At 50.6% G+C, this 21,687-nt stretch carries 20 protein-coding genes and 1 pseudogene; 10 read left to right on the top strand and 11 right to left on the bottom strand.

Going from position 1 to position 21,687, the window contains the following annotated elements; all coding sequences use genetic code 11:
- Positions 1–93 precede the first annotated feature (93 nt).
- Positions 94–684 (top strand): YqgE/AlgH family protein, encoded by a 591-nt coding sequence (locus QUW60_RS03880; protein WP_258337493.1) that lies wholly within the window; start codon positions 94–96, stop codon positions 682–684.
- Here the strand turns inward: QUW60_RS03880 and QUW60_RS03875 are convergent.
- The 4 genes and pseudogenes from QUW60_RS03875 to QUW60_RS03860 form a co-directional block, all read right to left on the bottom strand.
- On the bottom strand, positions 681–1,211 hold the full coding sequence (locus QUW60_RS03875) for a GNAT family N-acetyltransferase (RefSeq protein WP_289558556.1): 531 nt from the start codon (positions 1,209–1,211) through the stop codon (positions 681–683). The two genes, QUW60_RS03880 and QUW60_RS03875, sit on opposite strands and share 4 nt — an antisense overlap.
- Positions 1,201–1,680, bottom strand: coding sequence for a hypothetical protein (locus QUW60_RS03870; RefSeq protein ID WP_289558554.1), 480 nt, complete (start codon positions 1,678–1,680; stop codon positions 1,201–1,203). The genes QUW60_RS03875 and QUW60_RS03870 overlap by 11 nt, the downstream gene beginning before the upstream one ends.
- A gap of 12 nt (positions 1,681–1,692) precedes the next feature.
- The gene (gene recR, locus QUW60_RS03865; RefSeq protein ID WP_258337496.1) at positions 1,693–2,310 is read right to left on the bottom strand and encodes a recombination mediator RecR; all 618 of its coding nucleotides are present in this window, start codon (positions 2,308–2,310) and stop codon (positions 1,693–1,695) included.
- A 236-nt stretch (positions 2,311–2,546) separates the two neighbouring features.
- Positions 2,547–3,181, bottom strand: a pseudogene (locus QUW60_RS03860) (TIM-barrel domain-containing protein); the annotation flags it as partial.
- A 99-nt stretch (positions 3,182–3,280) separates the two neighbouring features.
- Between QUW60_RS03860 and QUW60_RS03855 the strand changes: the two are divergent.
- Positions 3,281–4,738 (top strand): sodium:solute symporter, encoded by a 1,458-nt coding sequence (locus QUW60_RS03855; RefSeq protein WP_258337497.1) that lies wholly within the window; start codon positions 3,281–3,283, stop codon positions 4,736–4,738.
- A gap of 93 nt (positions 4,739–4,831) precedes the next feature.
- Entirely contained in the window at positions 4,832–5,437 is a 606-nt protein-coding gene (yihA, locus tag QUW60_RS03850; RefSeq protein WP_289558551.1) for a ribosome biogenesis GTP-binding protein YihA/YsxC, read from the top strand.
- Positions 5,438–5,539: 102 nt separating this feature from the next.
- Here yihA and QUW60_RS03845 read toward each other — a convergent pair whose 3' ends face one another.
- The 6 genes from QUW60_RS03845 to QUW60_RS03820 all read right to left on the bottom strand — a co-directional run bounded on the left by QUW60_RS03845 (position 5,540) and on the right by QUW60_RS03820 (position 11,463).
- Positions 5,540–7,408, bottom strand: coding sequence for an ABC-F family ATP-binding cassette domain-containing protein (locus QUW60_RS03845; protein ID WP_258337499.1), 1,869 nt, complete (start codon positions 7,406–7,408; stop codon positions 5,540–5,542).
- A gap of 7 nt (positions 7,409–7,415) precedes the next feature.
- On the bottom strand, positions 7,416–8,270 hold the full coding sequence (locus tag QUW60_RS03840) for a DUF3805 domain-containing protein (protein WP_258337500.1): 855 nt from the start codon (positions 8,268–8,270) through the stop codon (positions 7,416–7,418).
- Between the two features lie 63 nt (positions 8,271–8,333).
- On the bottom strand, positions 8,334–8,711 hold the full coding sequence (locus tag QUW60_RS03835) for a VOC family protein (protein WP_258337501.1): 378 nt from the start codon (positions 8,709–8,711) through the stop codon (positions 8,334–8,336).
- Positions 8,712–8,714: 3 nt separating this feature from the next.
- Positions 8,715–9,464: an MBL fold metallo-hydrolase gene (locus QUW60_RS03830; protein WP_289558548.1), complete on the bottom strand. Its 750-nt coding sequence runs from the start codon at positions 9,462–9,464 to the stop codon at positions 8,715–8,717.
- Between the two features lie 241 nt (positions 9,465–9,705).
- Positions 9,706–10,914, bottom strand: a complete 1,209-nt coding sequence (locus QUW60_RS03825; protein ID WP_289558546.1) for a hypothetical protein — start codon at positions 10,912–10,914, stop codon at positions 9,706–9,708.
- A gap of 171 nt (positions 10,915–11,085) precedes the next feature.
- Entirely contained in the window at positions 11,086–11,463 is a 378-nt protein-coding gene (locus tag QUW60_RS03820; RefSeq protein WP_289558544.1) for a RidA family protein, read from the bottom strand.
- A 313-nt stretch (positions 11,464–11,776) separates the two neighbouring features.
- On the opposite strand from QUW60_RS03820, the gene rho reads away from it, so the two are divergent.
- A complete protein-coding gene (rho, locus tag QUW60_RS03815; protein ID WP_258337505.1) occupies positions 11,777–13,756 on the top strand; it encodes a transcription termination factor Rho in 1,980 nt (659 codons plus the stop codon).
- 95 nt (positions 13,757–13,851) lie between these two features.
- Here rho and QUW60_RS03810 read toward each other — a convergent pair whose 3' ends face one another.
- Entirely contained in the window at positions 13,852–14,232 is a 381-nt protein-coding gene (locus tag QUW60_RS03810; protein WP_258337506.1) for a DUF3127 domain-containing protein, read from the bottom strand.
- Positions 14,233–14,395: 163 nt separating this feature from the next.
- On the opposite strand from QUW60_RS03810, the gene dnaN reads away from it, so the two are divergent.
- From dnaN to QUW60_RS03780, 6 genes are read left to right on the top strand one after another with little or no spacing between them, the layout of a single operon-like run.
- Entirely contained in the window at positions 14,396–15,520 is a 1,125-nt protein-coding gene (gene dnaN / locus QUW60_RS03805) for a DNA polymerase III subunit beta (RefSeq protein ID WP_289558540.1), read from the top strand.
- A gap of 19 nt (positions 15,521–15,539) precedes the next feature.
- The gene (locus QUW60_RS03800; protein ID WP_258337508.1) at positions 15,540–16,316 is read left to right on the top strand and encodes a 3'-5' exonuclease; all 777 of its coding nucleotides are present in this window, start codon (positions 15,540–15,542) and stop codon (positions 16,314–16,316) included.
- A 13-nt stretch (positions 16,317–16,329) separates the two neighbouring features.
- The gene (gene coaBC, locus QUW60_RS03795) at positions 16,330–17,532 is read left to right on the top strand and encodes a bifunctional phosphopantothenoylcysteine decarboxylase/phosphopantothenate--cysteine ligase CoaBC (protein ID WP_289558537.1); all 1,203 of its coding nucleotides are present in this window, start codon (positions 16,330–16,332) and stop codon (positions 17,530–17,532) included.
- A gap of 7 nt (positions 17,533–17,539) precedes the next feature.
- Positions 17,540–19,210: a DNA repair protein RecN gene (gene recN, locus QUW60_RS03790; protein ID WP_289558536.1), complete on the top strand. Its 1,671-nt coding sequence runs from the start codon at positions 17,540–17,542 to the stop codon at positions 19,208–19,210.
- A gap of 10 nt (positions 19,211–19,220) precedes the next feature.
- Positions 19,221–19,967 carry a 23S rRNA (guanosine(2251)-2'-O)-methyltransferase RlmB gene (gene rlmB / locus QUW60_RS03785; RefSeq protein ID WP_258337521.1) on the top strand — a complete coding sequence of 249 codons (747 nt, stop codon included), beginning with the start codon at positions 19,221–19,223 and terminating at the stop codon, positions 19,965–19,967.
- Between the two features lie 22 nt (positions 19,968–19,989).
- Positions 19,990–21,687: a serine protease gene (locus tag QUW60_RS03780; RefSeq protein WP_289558631.1), complete on the top strand. Its 1,698-nt coding sequence runs from the start codon at positions 19,990–19,992 to the stop codon at positions 21,685–21,687.

Raw genomic sequence — 21,687 nt, 5'->3', positions numbered from 1 at the left:
AGCCTCTGGCAGCGGATGCAAGAGAAAGAATCGGAAACAGTTTTGTTTCTTAACAAAAAAAACAGTATCTTAGTATATTAAAAATCCAAGAATATGGACATGCGCATCTTTCAAGTTAAAACAAACAAAGCGCTTCCAGCTATGGGAAGTATACTTATCGCTTCCCCATTATTGTCTGATTATCACTTTGCCCGTACGGTTATTCTGATGGTTACTCATAATGAAGAAGGAAGTATGGGGATTGTGATGAACCAAATGTTTCACCACGATATTACACTGAACGAACTTATTCCGGGATTGGACTCGGTTCCGGGGATTCCAGTATTCAAGGGGGGGCCTATCGGCAGGGACACCATCTTTTTCATTCATACGATCAATGCGCTCGAAGGCGCGCTGAAACTCAACAATGAACTTTACCTGAACGGCAACTTCGGAGAACTGAAACAGTATATCCTTCAAGGCAATCCGGTAGAAGGCCATATCCGCTTTTTTGCAGGGTATGCAGGATGGAGCAACGGACAGCTGCAGAGAGAAATACAGGAAAACAGCTGGATGGTGGGGAAAAGCCACAGCGACCAGCTGCTTGACTATCATAATGCGAAACTATGGAATGACAGCATGAACGGTCTGGGACAGAAATACAGTCTTTGGGCTAAATACCCTATATACCCGTCATTCAACTAATCCGTTCCCCGAATTGAATTGATTTTCTGAAAAAGAACGGCATCCTGAAACTTGCTCCCGGTCTTTACCCAATCTTTCAGCACTGCAACCTCCGCATAGCCTGCCGACCGGAAAAGAGCGAGTGAAGGCGTGTTCTGCCGCGGCACATAGGCATACAACTGATGAATGCCCAGCAGGCCGAAGCAGTGCCGCTCAAGCATCTCCAGCGCCTCACGGGCGACTCCCTGTCTGCGCATGTCTTCCCGCACCACAAGGCCTACTTCCGCACGGCTGTGCCTCGGATCGAAAATGCAAAGGTCGATGATTCCTGCCACACCTGCCGTTTCGTGCTGGATCATCAGGCGCAGCTGGCGGTCGATGTAAATGTCGTTCTGCATCTCTGCAAGATACCGTTTCATCTGATAGCGCGAGTAAGGGCCGGTGGCAGTTCCTACCTCCCACAGTTTCTCGTCATTTTCAATGGAGAGCAGCACATCCAGATCTTCCGGCTCAGGAGCACGCAAGCGGATTCTTTTCTCAGTTTTCATGGCCTTCTATATTTGACGTGTCGTTTTTCTGCAAGTCAAGCTCTTCCACCATGCGCCTGTATCCCGGAACACAGAAAAGAGAAGCCAGCATCACCATGCCGGCGCAAAGAAGTCCGGTCGTATTCATGGTCGTGTAACAAGCAGTCATGTTAAAGAGCGAAGGCACGACAAGCATCGCCATCCTTACCTCGCTCCAACGGCGGTAACTTGTCAGCGCTTCGGAGATTGAAAGCTTCCTGACATACTTTACCAGCGACAGATGGAACATGCGGAGCGAAAGAGGAATCATGCACAAGGCAAGAAGTATTCCCGAAGCCTGCATGATATAATCCATCTGCGCATCCCCCACAAAAGCTCCTTGAGGCAGGGTGTCGGTTTCATACAACACGACCAGCGCAACATTCAGCACCCAGAACAGGGCATACTCCGCTTTCAGCAGGCAGAGCAGTTTCTTTATTTTTTCTTCCATTCCCAATAAAATTTACATTGTTCCGGTAAATGCGGTACGGTTCAAAATCGAACGTCCCAAAGTAACCTCATCCGTATATTCCAATTCATCGCCCACAGAGATGCCGCGCGCAATGACGCTCAGCTTCACGTCCAGACCGCTCAGCTTGCGAAAGATATAGAAGTTGGTCGTATCGCCTTCCATGGTAGAGCTGAGCGCGAAAATCACTTCCCTGACGCCGCCTTCCCTGACACGTTCCACCAGACTGTCGATCTCCAGATCCGAAGGGCCCACTCCGTCCATCGGCGAGATGACTCCTCCCAGCACATGGTACAGTCCCTTATACTGCTGGGTGTTCTCGATTGCCATCACGTCGCGTATATTCTCGACCACACACACGGTAGACGCATCACGCAAAGGATTGGAGCAGATGCCGCATACTTCCGTATCGGATATGTTATGGCAGATCTTGCAGTACTTCACTTCATGTTTCAGCGTGGTCATGGCATTGCTGAACGCTTCTACGGCAGACGTGTCTTGCTTGAGCAGATGCAGCACCAGGCGCATGGCTGTTTTCCGGCCTATTCCGGGAAGTTTTGCAAACTCTCCCACCGCTTTCTCGAGCAAGGCCGACGGATATTGTTGGTTCATATATCGTTTCTCCAGTTTCTGTTTTTCTCTGAGGCGCAAAAATACGAAAAATATCATAAAGAAGGCGCATAAATCGCGGAATTACGCGGACTGGTGGAAATCCGCGGCATCCGCCAATTATGCGCCTCCGCAAAAGGGTGTATCAAAACAGAATCCGGCTGCCAAACAGAAATCCTCCGCTTTGCCGCCAATGACAAAATGGAAGTTTATTTGTGTTTTGACACACACTCACTCCATCAGAACCTGATGTATTCCATCGACTTGCTTACCAGGATTCCATCAACCGGCTTCAGGTCGAACTTCAAGTCACGTTTGGCTTTCAACCGGATGACAAAAAGCGTACTGTCACCCTCCAGAGTCTTCTGGTTGCCTACGTTGACAAAAGTCGGATAAAGAGCCTTCACGCCATTGGTGTGCAGGCGGTCGTTTGTCAGATTGTGCATAGCCTGCACGCCGACCGGATCAATGCCCGCAAACTCATAAGCCTCCGCATCATAAGGCAACGCAAAGCTGAGAGCGTTGACAGCCCGCAAGCCATGTCCCTTCACTTCGATCTCCACAGTTTCACCTTTGGCATACATTGCCTTCGACGCCTTGAATGTGATCTTTCCTCCCAAGGTATCAGCCGAAGCTACTTCCGCACCTCCATCCAACCGGGTGGCTACGGCAGAGATGTCGTAAGCGTCTATCAAATCGTTGCAATTCAAATCACCGTTGCTGATATAGCCTTCAAAATCAGCATCGCCTTTTCTCAATCCCGTATAATTGGTATACGAAGTCAAGTCGTTCTCATCAATCAGACGGTCATTGTTGATGCCCCCGGCAAGTAGCTTTCCGTTCCGGGAACCTTAAATACATAAAGTTCTTTCCCCAAAGCACTAAAAACTTTATGGAATGATAAATTACTTTGTGAGTATTTAAGGAGTTTTCGTATCTTTGCGTATCTTTGTCTAATTACAGATTACGACACATGAACGGAACATTCATTTTAATCACCATAGCGGTCTATTTCGGACTGCTTCTTCTTGTGGCACGCATCACGGCCAGACACCATACAGACAACGACGCATTTTTCAGCGGAAACCACCAGTCGCCCTGGTATATCGTTTCTTTCGGAATGATCGGAGCCTCCCTTTCGGGAGTGACCTTCGTATCAGTGCCGGGAATGGTCGGAAGCATCGACATGACCTATATGCAGACCTGCTTCGGATTCTTCTTCGGCTATCTGATCATCGCCCACGTGCTGCTTCCGCTTTACTACAGGCTCAACCTGACCTCGATCTACACCTATCTGGGAAAACGTTTCGGGAACCATGCCTACAAGACCGGAGCCTCGTTCTTCCTGCTCTCAAAAATGCTGGGAGCCGCTGCCCGGCTTTACCTGGTGTGCGTCATTCTCCAACATTTTGTGTTCGACGCATACGATATTCCCTTTTCGGCAACCGTAATCGGAACTGTGGTGCTCATCTGGCTGTATACCCGGAAAAGCGGGATACGCACCATTGTATGGACCGACAGTTTCCAGACGCTCTGCCTGCTGCTGGCGCTGGGACTGATTCTGTATCAAGTGGCTTCATTGCTGGACCTTGACGCAGCAGGAGTCATCAAAGCCGTATCAGAGAACGAACACAGCCGCATTTTCGTGTTCGACGACTGGCATTCAAAACAAAACTTCTTCAAGCAGTTCTTCAGCGGAATCTTCATCACGATTGTCATGACCGGGCTCGACCAGGACATGATGCAGAAAAACCTTTCGTGCCGCAACCTGAAAGAAGCGCAAAAAAACATGTACTGCTACGGCTTCTCGTTCGTGCCGGTAAACCTGCTGTTCCTCACGTTAGGCGTGCTGCTGCTCATCGCTTCAACCCAGCTTCACCTGACGCTTCCCGCCAAAGGCGATGACATCCTCCCCTTTTTCGCCGCCGGGGGCTATTTAGGCTATCCGGTTCTCGTGCTTTTCGCCATCGGCATCATCGCAGCCGCCTTTTCGAGCGCCGACTCCGCGCTTGCCGCATTGACAACCAGCTTCTGCATCGATATCCTGGGCATTGAACGCTATTCCGAACAGAAGGCTCAGAAAGTAAGGAAATATGCGCATCTGCTGGTTTCGGCCGTGTTTGTCGGCTGCATTCTCGTGATCGAAGCTATCGGAAGCCGGAATGTGATCGACACGATCTACGTGCTTGCATCCTACACATACGGTCCGCTGCTCGGTCTGTTTGCATTCGGACTGTTCACCCGGCGCGGCGTGCGCGACCGTTTCATTCCATACATCGCCATCGCATCTCCGGTCATCTGCTACCTGACCGACCACATGGTTGCGGCGGCCACCGGATATCAGTTCGGCTACGAAATGCTGATGCTGAACGGTCTGCTCACTTTCTGCGGACTGGCGGCACTGAGCCGGAAACGGATACCAGACAAATAATAATCATTAATCGCCGGCTGCTCATGCCCCGACTAATCAATAAAATGATTATCTTTGCAAAATGATTTTTTAACCCCAAAAACGACTTCAATCATGAAAATAACCAGCGCTGAATTTGTAATTAGCAACTCGCGGGTAGACATGTGTCCCCAAACCGGCCTGCCCGAATACGCCTTCATCGGACGTTCAAACGTCGGGAAATCCAGCCTGATTAATATGCTGACCAACCACTCCAAACTGGCTATGACTTCGTCAACGCCCGGAAAGACACTGCTTGTCAACCATTTCCTCATCAACAAGGAATGGTATCTCGTAGACCTTCCGGGATACGGCTATGCGCAGAGAGGAAAGGTGATGATGGAGAAAATCAAGAAGCTCATCGAATCCTACGTGCTGGAACGCGAGGAGATGACATGCCTGTTCGTGCTGATAGACAGCCGACTGGAACCGCAGAAGATCGACTTGGCCTTCATCGAATGGCTGGGAGAAAACGGAGTGCCGTTTGCCATTGTCTTCACCAAGGCCGACAAGCTGAACGGATCAAAACTCAAGGCAAATGTCAATGCCTTTCTGGAAAAGCTGAAAGAGCAATGGGAAGAACTTCCTCCCTACTTCATCTCTTCATCGGAAAAGAAAACCGGACGCGATGAAATCCTCAACTACATCGAAGAGATAAACAAATCGCTGAAGGCTCAATAAACATACGGACAGCCGGATCCAGCACAAACAGCCGGAAGCATACGGCAAAACAGGATGAAGGCGTGCCTGAACAAAGCCTTCATCCTGTTTCGTCTATGGGGCCTATGGATTCTCTATTTCGCTGAGTTCCAGCCACCGCATGCTTTTTTCATCCAGCTCGTCATTGAGCAAAGGCAGACGCTTCGACTTTTCCGTCAGTTCATCCACGCCCAGCGTGCCGCTGCAAAGCGCATCTTCAATGGCCTTCTTTTCGGCCTCCAGCTCCGCTATTTCCTTTTCCAGCTGCTCGAACTCCCTCTTTTCCTTGAACGTCATGCGGCGGCGGGTATCCTGGCGCACATATTTCACCTTTTCTTCCTTGGGCTTTTCGGCCGCCTTGTCATGCTCGGCCTTGGCCTCTTTCCATTCGCGGTAGTCCGAATAATTCCCCGGAAAGTCGCGGATGTCGCCTTGCCCGTTAAACACCAGCAGGTGGTCCACCACCTTGTCCATGAAATAACGGTCGTGGCTCACTACAATCACACACCCCTTAAAGTTCTGAAGGTATTCTTCCAGCACCTGAAGCGTAACGATGTCAAGGTCGTTAGTCGGCTCGTCGAGCACCAGAAAGTTCGGGTTTCTCATCAGCACCGTGCAAAGATAAAGCCTGCGCTTCTCCCCTCCGCTCAGCTTATAGACATAGCTGTGCTGGGTTTCGGGCGTAAATAGGAAGTGCTGCAGAAACTGCGAGGCGGTCAGACGCTTTCCGTTTCCCAGCTCGATCACCTCGGCAATGTCCGTAACCACATCAATCACCTTCATCTGCTCGTCAAATTTCAGCCCGTCCTGCGAATAATAGCCGAACCGCACCGTTTCTCCGATTTCCAGCTTTCCGCTGTCCGGCTTCTCGATGCCCATCAGAATCTTGATGAAAGTAGACTTTCCTGTGCCGTTGTTTCCCACAATGCCCATTTTCTCATAGCGCGAGAATATATACGAGAAGTCGTCAAGAATCTTCAGATCGCCGAAACTCTTGCACAGATGCTCCGCCTCAAAAATCTTCGATCCGATATACGAAGCCTTTACGTCGAGCTTTACGCTTGCATCATACGTCCGCTGCCTAGCCACCTTCTCCAGGTCATAAAACGCCTCTTCCCGATAGCGCGCCTTGTGTCCGCGCGCCTGAGGCATCCTGCGCATCCATTCCAGCTCCGTCCGGTAAAGATTGTTTGCCCGGGCAATTTCAGCATTCGTCGCGTCAATCCGTTCCTGACGCTTCTCCAGGTAATAGCTGTAATTTCCCTTATAGCCATAAATCTGGCGGTTGTCTATTTCGATGATTTCACTGCACACCCGGTCGAGGAAATAGCGGTCGTGCGTCACCATAAGCAAAGTCACGCTGTTCCGCCCGAGATACTCCTCCAGCCACTCCACCATGTCCAGATCAAGATGGTTGGTAGGTTCGTCCAGAATCAGAAAGTCGGGTTCGGTGATCAGCACGTTGGCCAGCGCCACCCGCTTGAGCTGTCCGCCTGAGAGAAACTTCACCTTCTGGCTGAAGTCGTGAATCTTCAGTTGCGAAAGAATCTGCTTGGCCTTTCTTTCATAGTCCCAAGCCTTTTCCTGCTCCATTTGCGCCAGCAGCCTGTCAAGTCCGGGATTTCCGGGCGTTTCCATACATTTCTCATATTCCCTGATCAGATCGACCACGGCATTCCCGTGATAGAAGCAGGCTTCGATGACCGACAGATCCTCCGGGTAGTGCGGACTCTGCTCCAGATAGCCCACGCGAATGTCGTTCCGGTACGTGATCCTCCCTTCATCATATCCCTCTCTTCCGGCCAGGATGTTCAGCAGCGTCGTTTTTCCCGAACCGTTCTTGGCAATCAGTCCCACGCGCTGCCCCTGAGCGATGCCGAACGAAATCTTCTCAAACAAAAGCAGTTCGCCAAACGACTTGGTAAGGTCTTCTACTTGTAGATACGCAACCATAAGCCACTTATTTAGCTGGAGATGTCGAACCGTCGCACTCTTCCAGAGCCGCTTCCACCTCAGACTGGATATGCTCATATTCGGCTGCCAGATCGCAGCGGCCGCCGTCCTTCACCTTGTTCCACACCAAAAGCGTCGGATACACCATCACGTCCGTGCCTCCAAAACGCAGAGCGGGAATCTCTTTTTTCCCGTCGATGACTGTCACCCAGTCCATTCCGTCCATCTCATTCACCAGGATAGTGCCGAAAGCAATGCCGAAGCTTTCCCAAGCCTGGCGCTGCCCTTTGCCGAAACGTCCGCTGTCCATCACTTTCTGAATGTTCGCCACATCACCTTTCGTGTCAGTGAAATCCTTGGTGAGCTGTTTCTTGATTGTCGACACAGCCCAGTCGTATGCCTCATTGATCAGGCTGATTTCCATCACGCGCACAGGAATCACCTCCTTCCACGGCCTGTCGCCACGGTTGCGTATTTCCAGCGAAGCGATGATTTTCTCGGCCGGCTTGGGACTTTCTCCTTTAGGAACGACAAACGAACATTCCACGCACACCGCTCCCCGGCCGGTAACCCAAATGTGCGAAGTATACCAGGCTCCGTTTTCCTGAAAGCTCTCAGTAGAATAGGCGCACGTCCGTCCGCCTATCTCCACCCGCCGGGAGCCGCGCACATTCTTCAGTTCGTAGTCAACCGATTCCTTCGCATAACCAAGGTTCTGCCCTTCATAGGCCGAAATGCGGAAGTTTCCGTCCCACTTGTCCGGATTATAAAACAAGAAGCTGTCTTCCGTATCTTCAAACTCACGCCAGCTGTCAGGATATTGCAATGAAAACCATGAGCCGGGAGATATATATTTTCTCATCGTAACAATTATTATAGTAAAACAGTACTGATTTGCGGAAATGACAAATGTCTTTTCGCTCCGTCATTTCACAGGAAGCACTTCAATCCAATAGTCATCGGGATCGTTGATGAAATAAAGTCCCATCGCTTCGTTTTCAAAGCACACGCAGCCCATTTCCTTATGAAACCTGCGGGCTTCGTCGTAGTCACCCTCCACGCGCAGACACAGATGACTCTCGTTTTCCCCCAGCTCATAGGGCTGGTCATGGTCGCGCAGCCAAGTCAGCTCCAGCATAAAGCCGGTCTGCCCGTCCCCCATATAGACCAGAACAAACGAACCGTCTGCGGCTTCCTTGCGGTTTATTTCATGCAGTCCCAAAGCCTTTTCGTAAAAGGCGATGCTCCTTTCAAGATCGGTCACATTGATATTGAAATGGTCAAATCTTCCTTTAATCTTCATAAGTCATTTAATTTTAGTTTCACATTCTTGTTGCCAGAACACTTCGCTCTGCCCTCTCCGCGCAAGTTCGACGAACCTCGCTCCGTTTGCCCGGGCAACCGGAGCAAATGCCGCCGCCTTCGCATAAGCCTCATCAAAGTGCATCGGCACAAAGATAGCTGTTTTTATCCGTTCCACAAACTGGCGCGGGCCACGCATGTATTCTTTTCCCAGCCGGGGGTCTACGGGAAACATTGCCAGGTCTACCCTTCCGGCATATTCCGCCAACGTTTCCAGTTCGCGCAGGAAATCATTCTCATAGCCCCTCCACTCGCTTTCTTCGCACTCATCCATCCAGTGCCAGTTGTTGAGATCTCCGGCATGAAAGATGGTCTTCCCTTCCGCTTCCAGCAAAAAGGAAACCCCGATGTCCGTCGATCCGAAAGCCCTCACTTCAATCAGTCCGTCCGCATACACGTCCCCCTCTTCCATCCACACCGCATCACCCTCAGGCACGGAGCAATGGCCGAGAATATCTTTGGAGAACACGAAAACAAGGTCGGGACGAACCTTCTTCCACTCAAGCACCTGCGGATTGAAGTGATCGGAATGAGAATGGCTCGACAGCACGTAAAACCGCCCCGGACGCTTGAGGAGGCTTTCGTGCACCGCCCCTTCCGTTCCGGACACCGTATCTTCAAAATAATCGAACACCACGGTAAAGCCTTCGCCCGCCAGGGCAAAGCCGCTGTGATAAAGATAAGTCAATTCCATAACAATACAGTTTTATTAAAAAATCCGCAAACAACGGATTGCCCGCGAAATTCTTTATTTCCAGGCTGGAGATATAAATCTCCACCTTAAAGATATATATCCCCAGGCTGAATATCTGCATCTTCAGCCTGAAGACAGACTTTTCAACGCGCCAGAACCTTCTTCCGGAAGTAAACCTTCCGCCAGCCTGCACAGCTCCTCCCTTCTGCCCCCCGACCGAACATCTGCCAGCCACCGCCTGTCATTTTCCGACAGGCTGGATGAGCGCGCGCGTAGCCTTGTCGATCTCAAGAAACATATAGTTCACCTTTCCCGAATGAATCTGCTCGCGGTTTTCGTTGTAGATGCGGGTAGCATACTCCTTCGACTTTTCGAACATCAGCCTCGAAATGCTTTCCTGCGACTTTCCGGCCATTGTGGAATCAAGCTTCTCCTCCGGGAAGAAGTCGTCCAGATTCACATCGCCTATCATCGACGTTTCGAGAAAATGGATGTTGGTGTGCGAGCGGTCGGTATAATAGCCCACAAACATGTGCCCGGGCACACGGATCAAAATCGGGTTGATGTTGACGGCTTTCAGCAGCGAGGCAAAAAGCGCGCTTCCGTCCACGCAATTGATCTGGGCCGACTCGAACGCATCGTCGAACGTCCGCACACGCTGCGTGAACACCACATTCGACGACAGGCTGGTATTGCTTATGGAGCTATACTTGAAGCCTCTTTTCTGAAGCACGTACCAAAGCGCGTATACCTGCTTGTCCACTACCTTCGGATCTTTGCTCTGGTATCCCCAGAAACGGTTCACGATCCGCGAATCGAGAGCCTCGCGCAATATCTGGCTGATGTTCGGATTGTCCTCGTTCACGTAGGCCGCAAAGAAGTCGCCCGTATCGTGAAACTTCATCCTGCTGTCCATATACCCCAGCAAACATTCGTTGATGCTGCGCATGGAAAAGGTGTGGACATTGCCGCTGAGCTTCCTTCCGTTCAGCTCCGCCTGGACAGCCACGCTTACCGGCATGGCCTGCTCATTGTCGAGCAACGCCTTGTAGTCCCAGATGATATCCGGAAAGACAAGATACTCACAGTCTGCCTTCGGGAGAATGAACTCCGACACCGAACGGGAGAAGAAAGGCGTTTCCGCCATCTCCACCCGGAACTTGCTGTTGGCATGCGTGCTCTTTACACGTACCGCTATGCACGACTTGGGGGTGCCGAGGTAATTGCTGTCGGCAGGGACAACCAGATTGGCGTCAGTAGTAGCCGTCGAAAGAATCGTTACGGGGAATATATTGCCTCCCAGTTCATTCGTAATTTCTATCCTTGAAGAAAACGGCTCATATCTGTATATATATAAGGTAGAGCCAAGCACAATCAGAACGATCAGCGCATAGGTAGCCAATTTCCATCTGTTCTCGTCAGGCGGGAACAACCGGTTCAGTTTCAGCATTTTTATTTTGTCATTCATGTAAATCAGAAATACGTTAAAAAACGGGGACGTGCCGCAACAGGACAGGCTCCGCATCCGTGCGGCAGCATGTCAGACCCTCTTCCGGCACACCCCATCTCCATCGTCCGCATCAGGACGTCAGACGCCCCCGGCAAAAGCCGCCGGAATGCTTCACTTTACGGCAATGCATTCGATTTCCACCATCACATCCTTCGGGAGGGACTTTACGGCCACAGCCGAACGCGCAGGAAAATCCTTGTCGAAATATCCGGCATAAACCTCGTTCATGTCCGCAAACAGCGACATGTCTTTCAGAAACACCGTTGTCTTGACAATGTTTTCCACCGTCAGCCCCGCTTCCGCAAGCACCGACTTGATGTTCTCGAACACCTGGGCGGTCTGCTCCTTCACCCCGCCGTCAACCACACTTCCCGTAGCCGGATTTACCGGTATCTGTCCCGAAAGGAACACCATGCCATCCGTTTCAACAGCCTGGCTGTAGGGGCCTATAGCCGCCGGAGCATTCTTCGTAAAAATCACTTTTTTCATACATTTCTGACTTTAAATCTTTTCTCATGTGCTAAATTAGCGTTTTTCCGCCAATCTGAGGGCCATCCGGATAAAAAATATCAGCTTTTGTTTGTCGGTAAAATAAAAATAGCTACTTTTGCCTTAGAAAAGCATAAGCGAGACTGTGGACACACACTTGTGCGTATTCTCTCTTATAATTTCAATCAACCAAAAAATAACAATCATTTTTATAATTATGTGACGTGTGAAAAACGGAAAGAGCATCCCGTTGCAGGCATTTCATGATGTCTGCCGATAACCAAACACATCAAAAAATCATTTCTAACTATTTATGTATAACATTATTCAATTAAACGACAAAGACTTGTCCGAGTTGCAACAGATTGCCAAAGAGTTGGGTCTGACAAAAACCGAATCACTCCGCAAGGAAGAGCTGGTTTACCGGATCTTGGACGAGCAGGCGATTGTCGGAGCTACAAAGAAGGTAGCAGCAGAAGAAAAGAAAGAAGGACAACCGCGGAAACGCTCGCGCATCAGTGTCAAAAAAGAAGGGAACAAAGTATATACCGCAACAAAAGACAAGGCACAGCGGGTAGAAACGACTCCGCCGCCGGCACTTCCGGCACCGGCACCTCTTTTCAAAGACATGCCCGCAAACGAAGAGCCGGCTGCCGCAACAGCAGAGAAAGCACCCGCAGCCAAGCCTGAAAGCACGGAAAAGGAAGCGGAAGAAAAACCGAAAGCAAAAAGAGGAAGAAAGCCGGGATCGAAAAACAAATCGACAATAGCCAAAGAAAAAGAAGCGGAACCGGCCGAAACGCCAGCCGAAATGCAGGAACAGGCAAAGGACGCCGCACCGCAGCCGGAAAACGATAACATGAAGCTGCCTCCGCTCAATACGGAAAGCTCCGAAGACTTTATTCCAATCGAAGACCTCCCGTCTGAAAATTTCGAAATACCCACAGAGCTGCTCGGAAAGTTCGAAGCGACAAAGGTGGAGGCGCCGACCATACAGAAAGAACAGAAACAAAAGTTTCAACGCCAGCAGCAGCGCCAGAACAACCGGAACAACCGCACGCGCCAGAACAACAACAACCATAACAATACACAAGGCGGACAAAACATGCCGGAAGCCCAGGCATCCGCACAGACAGTGCAGCAGCCTGCACGCCCCGTTGAAAAGCCATACGACTTTGACGACATACTGAAAGGAACGGGCGTTCTTGAAATCATGCCTGACGGCTACGGATTCCTCCGCTCGTCGGACTACAACTATCTTTCATCTCCCGATGACATCTATGTTTCCCAGTCGCAGATCAAGCTGCTCGGCCTGAAGACAGGCGATGTGGTAGAAGGAACCATACGCCCGCCGAAAGAAGGCGAAAAGTATTTCCCGCTGGTGAAAGTGTCAAAAATAAACGGACTCGACCCTTCGCTCGTACGCGACCGGATTCCGTTCGACCATCTGACTCCGCTCTTCCCGGAAGAAAAGTTCCAACTCTGCAAGGGCTATAACGACAACCTGTCGGTCCGCATCGTAGACTTGTTCACTCCCATCGGAAAAGGCCAGCGCGCACTGATCGTGGCACAGCCGAAAACCGGTAAAACAATCCTGATGAAAGACATAGCCAACGCCATCGCAGCAAACCATCCGGAAGTATACATGATTATGCTGCTGATTGACGAACGTCCGGAGGAAGTGACAGACATGGCCCGCAGCGTCAAGGCGGAAGTCATCGCGTCTACTTTCGACGAACCGGCCGAACGCCACGTAAAGATTGCGGGCATCGTACTGGAGAAGGCAAAAAGAATGGTAGAGTGCGGACATGACGTGGTCATCTTCCTCGACTCCATCACCCGACTGGCACGTGCATACAACACCGTATCTCCGGCTTCCGGAAAAGTCCTGTCCGGAGGTGTAGACGCCAACGCCCTGCACAAGCCGAAACGCTTCTTCGGAGCGGCGCGCAACATCGAAGGCGGAGGCTCTCTGACCATCATCGCCACAGCGCTGATCGACACGGGATCGAAAATGGACGAAGTGATCTTCGAAGAATTCAAGGGAACGGGAAACATGGAGCTTCAGCTCGACCGCACACTGAGCAACAAGCGCATCTTCCCGGCAGTCAACCTGGTGGCATCAAGCACCCGCCGCGACGACCTGCTGCTTGACAAGACCACGCTCGACCGCATGTGGATTCTGCGCCGGTACATCGCCGACATGAATTCGATTGAAGCGATGACGCTGGTAAAAGATAAAATGGAAAAGACAAAGGACAACGATGAGTTCCTGATGAGCATGAACTCTTGATGCCGGAGTCCGGGAAAAATGAGGGCGTGCCACGGTCAGGAAATCCTGCCACAGCACGCCCTCATTCTTGTTTCAGCCGAATCCGCCAACTGCCGTCAGAACGGAAGGTCGTCTTTCTCGTCTGTCGCAGCAAAGTCTGCCGGCGGAACCGGAGCCGCATTTACGGGAGGGAACGACGGATCGGGCACAGAAGCCTGCTGCATCGGATTCACACGGTCAACTCTCCACGCGCGGATGCTGTTGAACCAGCGGCCCTGCCATTCACGGGCATCAACGTCGAAAAACACGTTCAGTTCTTCACCCACCTGGATATTGAACTGGTTTATCTTGTCCTCTCCGAAAACGTCAAAACACATGCGACGCGGATACTGGTCATGAGTTTCAATTACATACTCCTGTACTTTCCACGGATTTCCCGTTTTAGAAACACCGCCTCTAGGCTCAAGAACGGCGATTACTCTTCCTGCTAATTCCATATTTCTTCATTTAAATTCGGCAACGAAATTAGTCTTTTCTGAAGAAGTATACTAATTTTTCAGAAGTTTTTTATGTGCCATACGCAATCTTTTCGTAACTTTGGCAGACAGTATCAACATGAATAAAAAGAATTTCAACTAAAGACAAAACATAGAAGTTACCATGAATTTTATCGTATCAAGCACCGCCATGTTCGGTCATCTGCAGGCTATAAGCCGAGTTATCAATTCAAAGAACTCACTCCCTATCCTAGACTGTTTCCTGATCAAGCTTACTGACGGAACACTGTCGATGACGGCATCTGACAACGATACAGTCTTGTCAACGTCGATCGAAACGGACCAGTACGAGGGAGAAGGCTGCTTTGCCGTATCTTCGAAGACATTGCTCGATGCCCTGAAGGAAATACCCGAACAGCCGCTCACATTTGACATAAATCTCGACAACCTTGAAATAACCGTATATTATCAGAACGGAAAATATTCACTGGTGGGGCAAGATGCCGACGAATACCCGCAAACGCCTGTGCTGGGAGATAATGCCACACAGGTTACGATAAACTCGGCAGTCCTTCTGAACGGCGTGAACCGCTGCACGTTCGCAACAGGCGACGACGAGCTGAGGCCGGTGATGAACGGCGTATACTTTGACATCACAGCCGCCGACATCACGCTGGTTGCAACCGACGGACAGAAGCTGGTGCGCAACAAGACTTCCCTGGCACACGGGGATGCGAACGCATCGTTCATCCTGCCCAAAAAGCCGGCTACTCTGCTCAAGAACCTGCTTCCGAAAGAAGACGGAGATGTGCGCATCGAGTTCAACGACCGGAACGCTTCGTTCACGCTGGAAGACTACCAGATGACTTGCCGCCTGATTGAAGGACGCTATCCGAACTATAATTCGGTTATTCCGCAGCGCAACCCGAATTGCGCCACAATAGACCGCCTGACACTGCTCGGAGCACTGAAGCGCGTTGCCGTGTTTTCCTCACAGTCGGTCAGCCTGGTCAAACTGAGCCTTTCGATGAACGCGCTCAAGATATCCGCACAGGACATCGACTTCTCCACGGCGGCTGAAGAAACCGTAACCTGCCTTTACGACGGAGCGCAAATGAGCATCGGGTTCAAATCGTCATTCCTGATTGACATTCTGAACAACATTTCCTCGCAGAACGTAATCATGGAACTTGCCGACCCGTCAAGAGCCGGAGTCATCGTTCCGGAAGAACAGAACGAAAACGAAGACTTGCTCATGCTGCTGATGCCCATGATGTTGAACGACTAGACTATAACCTATCCAAGCAATGAAACTGAATCTGAAGAATCCGCTCGTCTTTTTCGATCTGGAAACGACGGGCACAAACATAAATACCGACCGTATTGTAGAAATCTGCTACCTGAAAGTGTTTCCTAACGGCAATGAGGTGTCCAAATCCATGCGGATCAATCCCGAAATGCACATTCCGGAAGCTTCAACCGCCATCCACGGCATTCATGACGAGGACGTGGCCGACTGCCCGACATTCAAACAGGTAGCAAAGGAAATAGCCAAGGATATTGAAGGAGCCGACATCGCCGGGTTCAACTCAAACCGGTTTGATGTGCCGGTGCTGGTGGAAGAGTTTCTCCGCGCAGGCATAGACATCGACCTGACCAAAAGGAAATTCATCGACGTGCAGGTCATTTATCACAAGCTGGAACAGCGCACGCTTTCGGCTGCCTACAAATTCTACTGCGGAAAGAATCTGGAAGACGCACATACCGCCGAAGCTGACACAAAAGCTACATACGAAGTGCTGAAAGCGCAGCTCGACCGCTATCCCGACGTACTCCAGAATGACGTAAACTTCCTTTCGGAATATTCCAGCTTCACCCGCAACGCCGACTTTGCCGGACGCATCATCTATGATGACAAAGGAGTGGAAGTGTTCAATTTCGGAAAATACAAAGGCATGTCCGTTGCCGAAGTATTGAAACGCGACATGGGATATTACGGATGGATCATGAATGGCGACTTTACATTGAACACGAAGAACGTGCTGACAAAAATCCGCCTCCGCGAATCAGGAATGATAAAATAAATATTGTCACCGAATGGATACACTGAGAGGAAAGAAAATAGTATTGGGCATCACGGGAAGCATCGCCGCATACAAGGCGGCGGTGCTTGCGCGGATGCTGATCAAAAAAGGGGCAGAGGTGCAAATCGTCATCACGCCTGCCGGCAAGGAGTTCATCACTCCCATCACGCTGTCGGCACTGACCAGCAAACCCGTAATCAGCGAATTTTTCGCGCAGAGGGACGGCACGTGGCACAGCCATGTGGATCTGGGACTGTGGGCTGACGCCATGCTGATTGCTCCGGCCACGGCTTCGACGATAGGAAAGATGGCTCACGGCATAGCCGATAACATGCTGGTCACCACCTACCTGTCGATGAAAGCGCCGGTTTTCGTCGCTCCGGCCATGGATCTGGATATGTTCGCACATCCTTCAACCCGACACAACCTTGACATTCTCCGCTCTTACGGAAACCATATCATCGAACCGGCTTCCGGAGAGCTGGCCAGCCACCTTGTAGGAAAGGGACGGATGGAAGAACCGGAAAAAATAACTGAAACGCTGGAGCGTTTCTTTGCGGAGAAAGGACAGCTTGCCGGCAAAAAAATCCTGATTACCGCAGGACCGACTTATGAAAAGATCGATCCGGTGCGTTTCATCGGCAATTACTCGTCGGGAAAAATGGGATACGCCCTGGCTGAAGCATGTGCCGGACGGGGAGCCGAAGTGACATTGGTCAGCGGCCCCGTGAGTCTGCAAACGCATCATCCGAATATACGGCGGATAGATGTGGAGAATGCCGCACAGATGTACGAAGAAGCTGCAAAGGCTTATGCGAATGCCGATGCGGGAATCTTGTGCGCCGCAGTTGCAGACTTTACGCCCGAAACGACATCCGAAGTCAAGATCAAACGGGAAAAGGATGACCTGATGCTCCGTCTGAAACCGACCCGGGACATTGCCGCCGCTTTGGGAAAACAGAAGAAAAGCAGCCAGATACTGGTCGGATTCGCACTCGAAACCAATGACGAGATACAACACGCGAAGGACAAGCTGGACCGCAAGAACTTTGACTTCATCGTACTGAACTCGCTGAACGACAAAGGGGCGGGCTTTCGCGTGGACACCAACAAAATTTCCATAATCGACCGGCAGGGGCTTGTTGCCTATCCGCTGAAGAACAAGAAGGAAGTTGCCGAAGATATAATCGACAAGCTGGCCGGCCTGCTCATCTGAGATTATTATGCTACAGTCTTTATACATACAGAATTATGCGCTGATAGACAGACTCGACATCGGTTTTGGCCCCGGCTTTTCCGTCATAACCGGAGAAACCGGAGCCGGAAAATCGATCATACTCGGTGCTATCGGACTGCTGCTTGGACAACGTGCCGATGTGAAATCAATAAAGAAAGGCACGTCGAAATGTGTTGTAGAAGCAAAATTCCATATCGCGAGCTACGGGCTGAAACCGTTTTTCGAGGAAAACGACCTGGAGTTTGATCCGGAAGAGTGCATCATACGCAGGGAAATGACGGCCAACGGAAAAAGCCGGGCATTCATCAACGACACCCCCGCCTCACTGGCACAAATGAAGGTGCTGGGAGAAAAACTGATTGACGTACACAGCCAGCACCAGAATCTGCTGCTCAACAAGGAGGGATTCCAACTGAATATACTGGACATCCTGGCTCAGGACGATAAAGAAGCGGCAGCCTACCGGCAGGTATACAATGAATACAGAACGGTGTGCCGCGAACTGGACGATTTCATAACGCAGGCAGAAAAAAGCCGGCAGGACGAAGACTATATCCGCTTCCAACTGGAACAGCTCAACGAAGCAGACCTGAAAGAAGGAGAACAGACGGCGCTGGAACAGGAAGCGGATACGCTGAGCCATGCCGAAGACATCAAATCGGGACTCTACAAAGCCCAGCAGCTCATTGACGGGGAGGAAGGAGGCACGCTGCCGCTTGCCAAAGAATGTATGCAGACTTTACAGAACATTTCAGAAGTGTATGCTCCTGCAAAAGAATGGACAGAACGGCTGAATTCCTGCTACATCGAACTAAAGGATCTTTCGCATGAAATCTCAGGAGCTGAGGAAGAAATTGAGTTCAATCCTTCGCGGCTGGACTATGTGAACGAGCGGCTTAACCTGATTTATTCACTGCAGCAGAAGCATCATGCAAAAACGGTAGAAGAACTGATTGCCGTGCAGGAAGACTATCAGAACCAGCTCAACGCCATCACATCGTTTGACGACAGGATCGCGGAACTGAACCGGAAAAAAGAAGAGCTTTACAGCAAAGTGCTCGAACAGGCAAAGGTGCTCACTTCGCTTCGCACTGCTTCGGCAAAGCACATCGAAGAGCAGATGAAATCGCTGCTCATCCCGCTGGGAATGCCGAACGTGCGTTTCGCCGTAAAGCTCGAACAGCGGAAAGAGCCCGACAGCAAGGGTATGGACACGGTTACTTTCCTATTTTCCGCCAACAAGAACGGCACGCTGCAGAATGTGGCATCCATCGCCTCGGGAGGAGAAATCGCCCGGGTCATGCTTTCACTCAAGGCCATGATAGCCGGAGCCGTAAAGCTGCCGACCATCATCTTCGACGAAATTGATACGGGAGTTTCCGGATCAATAGCGGAGAAAATGGCGCTCATCATGCAGGATATGGGAAAGCAGAACAGGCAGGTCATCAGCATCACTCACCTTCCGCAGATCGCCGCACGAGGAAACGCGCATTATAAGGTATACAAAAAAGATACGGAAACCGGAACAAACAGCTACATCCGGCAACTAACCGACGAAGAACGGGTGCAGGAAATCGCCCATATGCTGAGCGGAACCACTCTGACAGACGCAGCCGTGCAGAATGCACGCGCTTTGCTGGAATTTGAAAACAAATGAAATGAAAGATATGATTGAAAAGAACGAAATGATATTCGGTGCCAGAGCTGTCATCGAAGCGATACAGGCCGGAAAGGAAATAGACAAGATTCTGGTCAAAAAGGATATTCAAAGCGAACTTTCGCGGGAACTGTTCGCCGCATTAAAAAATACGGCCGTGCCCGTACAGCGAGTTCCGGTAGAACGGTTGAACCGGATTACACGGAAGAACCACCAGGGAGTGATTGCGTTTATCTCGCCCATCGTTTACCAGCGGACAGAAGATCTGGTGCCTTTCCTTTTTGAACAGGGAAAGAATCCGTTTTTTCTGATGCTCGACGGCGTGACGGATGTCCGCAATTTCGGTGCCATAGCCCGCACCTGCGAATGTGCAGGGGTAGACGCTGTAATCATCCCTTCGAAAAACAGCGTAAGTGTCAACGCGGATGCAATAAAAACGTCTGCCGGAGCACTCCATACGCTTCCGGTATGCCGTGAAAACAGCCTGACAAGCACGATCAAGTTTCTGAAGGAAAGCGGATTCCAGATCATAGCCGCCACGGAAAAAGGGGATTACGACTATACGAAAGCAAACTACCAGAACCCGGTATGCATCATAATGGGTGCGGAAGATACGGGGGTTTCCTACGACAATCTGGCTCTTTGCGACGAATGGGTCAAGATACCTTTATATGGAAAAATCGAATCGCTGAACGTGTCGGTGGCTGCCGGAGTCCTGATTTATGAAGCCGTCAAGCAACGGCATATTGAAGCATAATACAAATATGGAGAACAACAATATGAAGAAAGCAATACTTTTACTGGCTTGCGGGATAGCCGTTCAGAGCGGAATGGCTCAGGAACTTCCCAAATGGGCCGACAAAGCCCGGAAAGCTGTCTTTTCAGTCATCACATACGACAAGGACAACAAAATACTGAATACCGGAAACGGTTTCTACATCAACGCAAACGGAACGGCTGTTTCCGATTACAGCCTGTTCAAAGGAGCCGAACGGGCCGTGGTCGTAACAGCCGACGGGAAAGAACTGCCTGTCACGTATATCCTGGGAGCTGACGAGATGTATGATGTGGTGAAGTTCCAGACCGAAGTGGACAAGAAGATTTATCCCCTGGAACCGGCAACGGCACCGGGCAGCATGGGCCAGACCGTTTTCCTGCTTCCCTACTCCACACAAAAGGACATCAAGGCGCAAACAGGCACTGTCACCAAAGTGGATACCATCGGAAAGCAGTCTTTTTACTACACATTAAACATGAAGACGGGCGACAAGACCGTAAGCTGCCCGGTAATGAACGGAGAAGGACAGGTGCTGGGACTTATCCAGAAAAATGTTGACGAAAAGAGCGACGCAAGCTTTGCCATCGGAATCAACTATGCTAAAGCTCTGGAAATAAATGCGCTGTCAATAAACGACTATTCGCTCAAGTCGATCGGCATCCGAAAGGGACTGCCGGAAGACGAATCGCAAGCATTGGTCTTCCTGTATATGGCTTCATCAAGCCTGAAGGGCAACGAATATCAGGAACTGCTCAACGAGTTTATCACAAAATACCCGGAAAACAGCGAAGGGTATTCAAGACGGGCCATACTGTATATCAGCAAAGGCGACGAGGAGCATCTCAAACTGGCAGACGAAGACCTGAAAAAGATGCTTGAAGTATCTGAAGACAAGGCAGAGGGACATTACAACATCGCCAAGCAGATTTATAATTATGTCATTTCGCTCAACGGGAAACAGCCTTACGGCGACTGGACGCTTGACCGCGCATTGGAGGAAATCAACGCCGCACTTGACAAAGACAACCAGGGACTGTATTACCAGCTTCAGGGCGACATATTCTTTGCCCAGCAGAAATATCCGGAGGCTTTTGCCAGCTATGATGCCGTCAACCATTCCACACTGGCTTCTGCCGCTTCTTTCTACTCGGCCGCAAAGACGAAGGAACTGATTGAAGGAGCCAGCAAGAAAGAAGCCATCGCGCTGATGGACAGTGCTGTGGCACGGTTCATCATGCCTTACGGCAAGGATGCTGCCCCTTATCTCTATGAACGCGGAAGGATGAAAGCCGAGGACGGACAGTTCCGCGAAGCCGTAAAAGACTATAATGCTTTTTCGGATGCGATGATGGGACAAGTATCGGCAGAGTTCTACGTCATCCGCGAACAGGCTGAAATGCAGTGCCGCATGTACCAGCAGGCCATCAACGACATCAACAAGGCTATCGAAATGGAACCGGGAAACGAAAGCTACTGGGTGGAGAAAGGAAGTGTGCATCTGCGTGTAAACCAGCCGGAAGAAGCAGTCAAAGCTCTTACAAGAGCTACGGAACTCAACCCCAAGAACGCGGCAGCCTACCGGATGATGGGATATGCACAAATCCAGCAGAAAAAGAAAAAGGAAGGCATGGCCAACCTGGAAAAAGCGAAAGAACTGGGAGATACCGTGGCTTCAGGACTTATCGAAAAATATAAATAA

The organism is Bacteroides gallinaceum (assembly GCF_030373775.1).
Classification (GTDB): Bacteria; Bacteroidota; Bacteroidia; order Bacteroidales; family Bacteroidaceae; genus Phocaeicola; species Phocaeicola excrementipullorum.
This window is presented reverse-complemented; position numbering and strand designations above follow the sequence as displayed.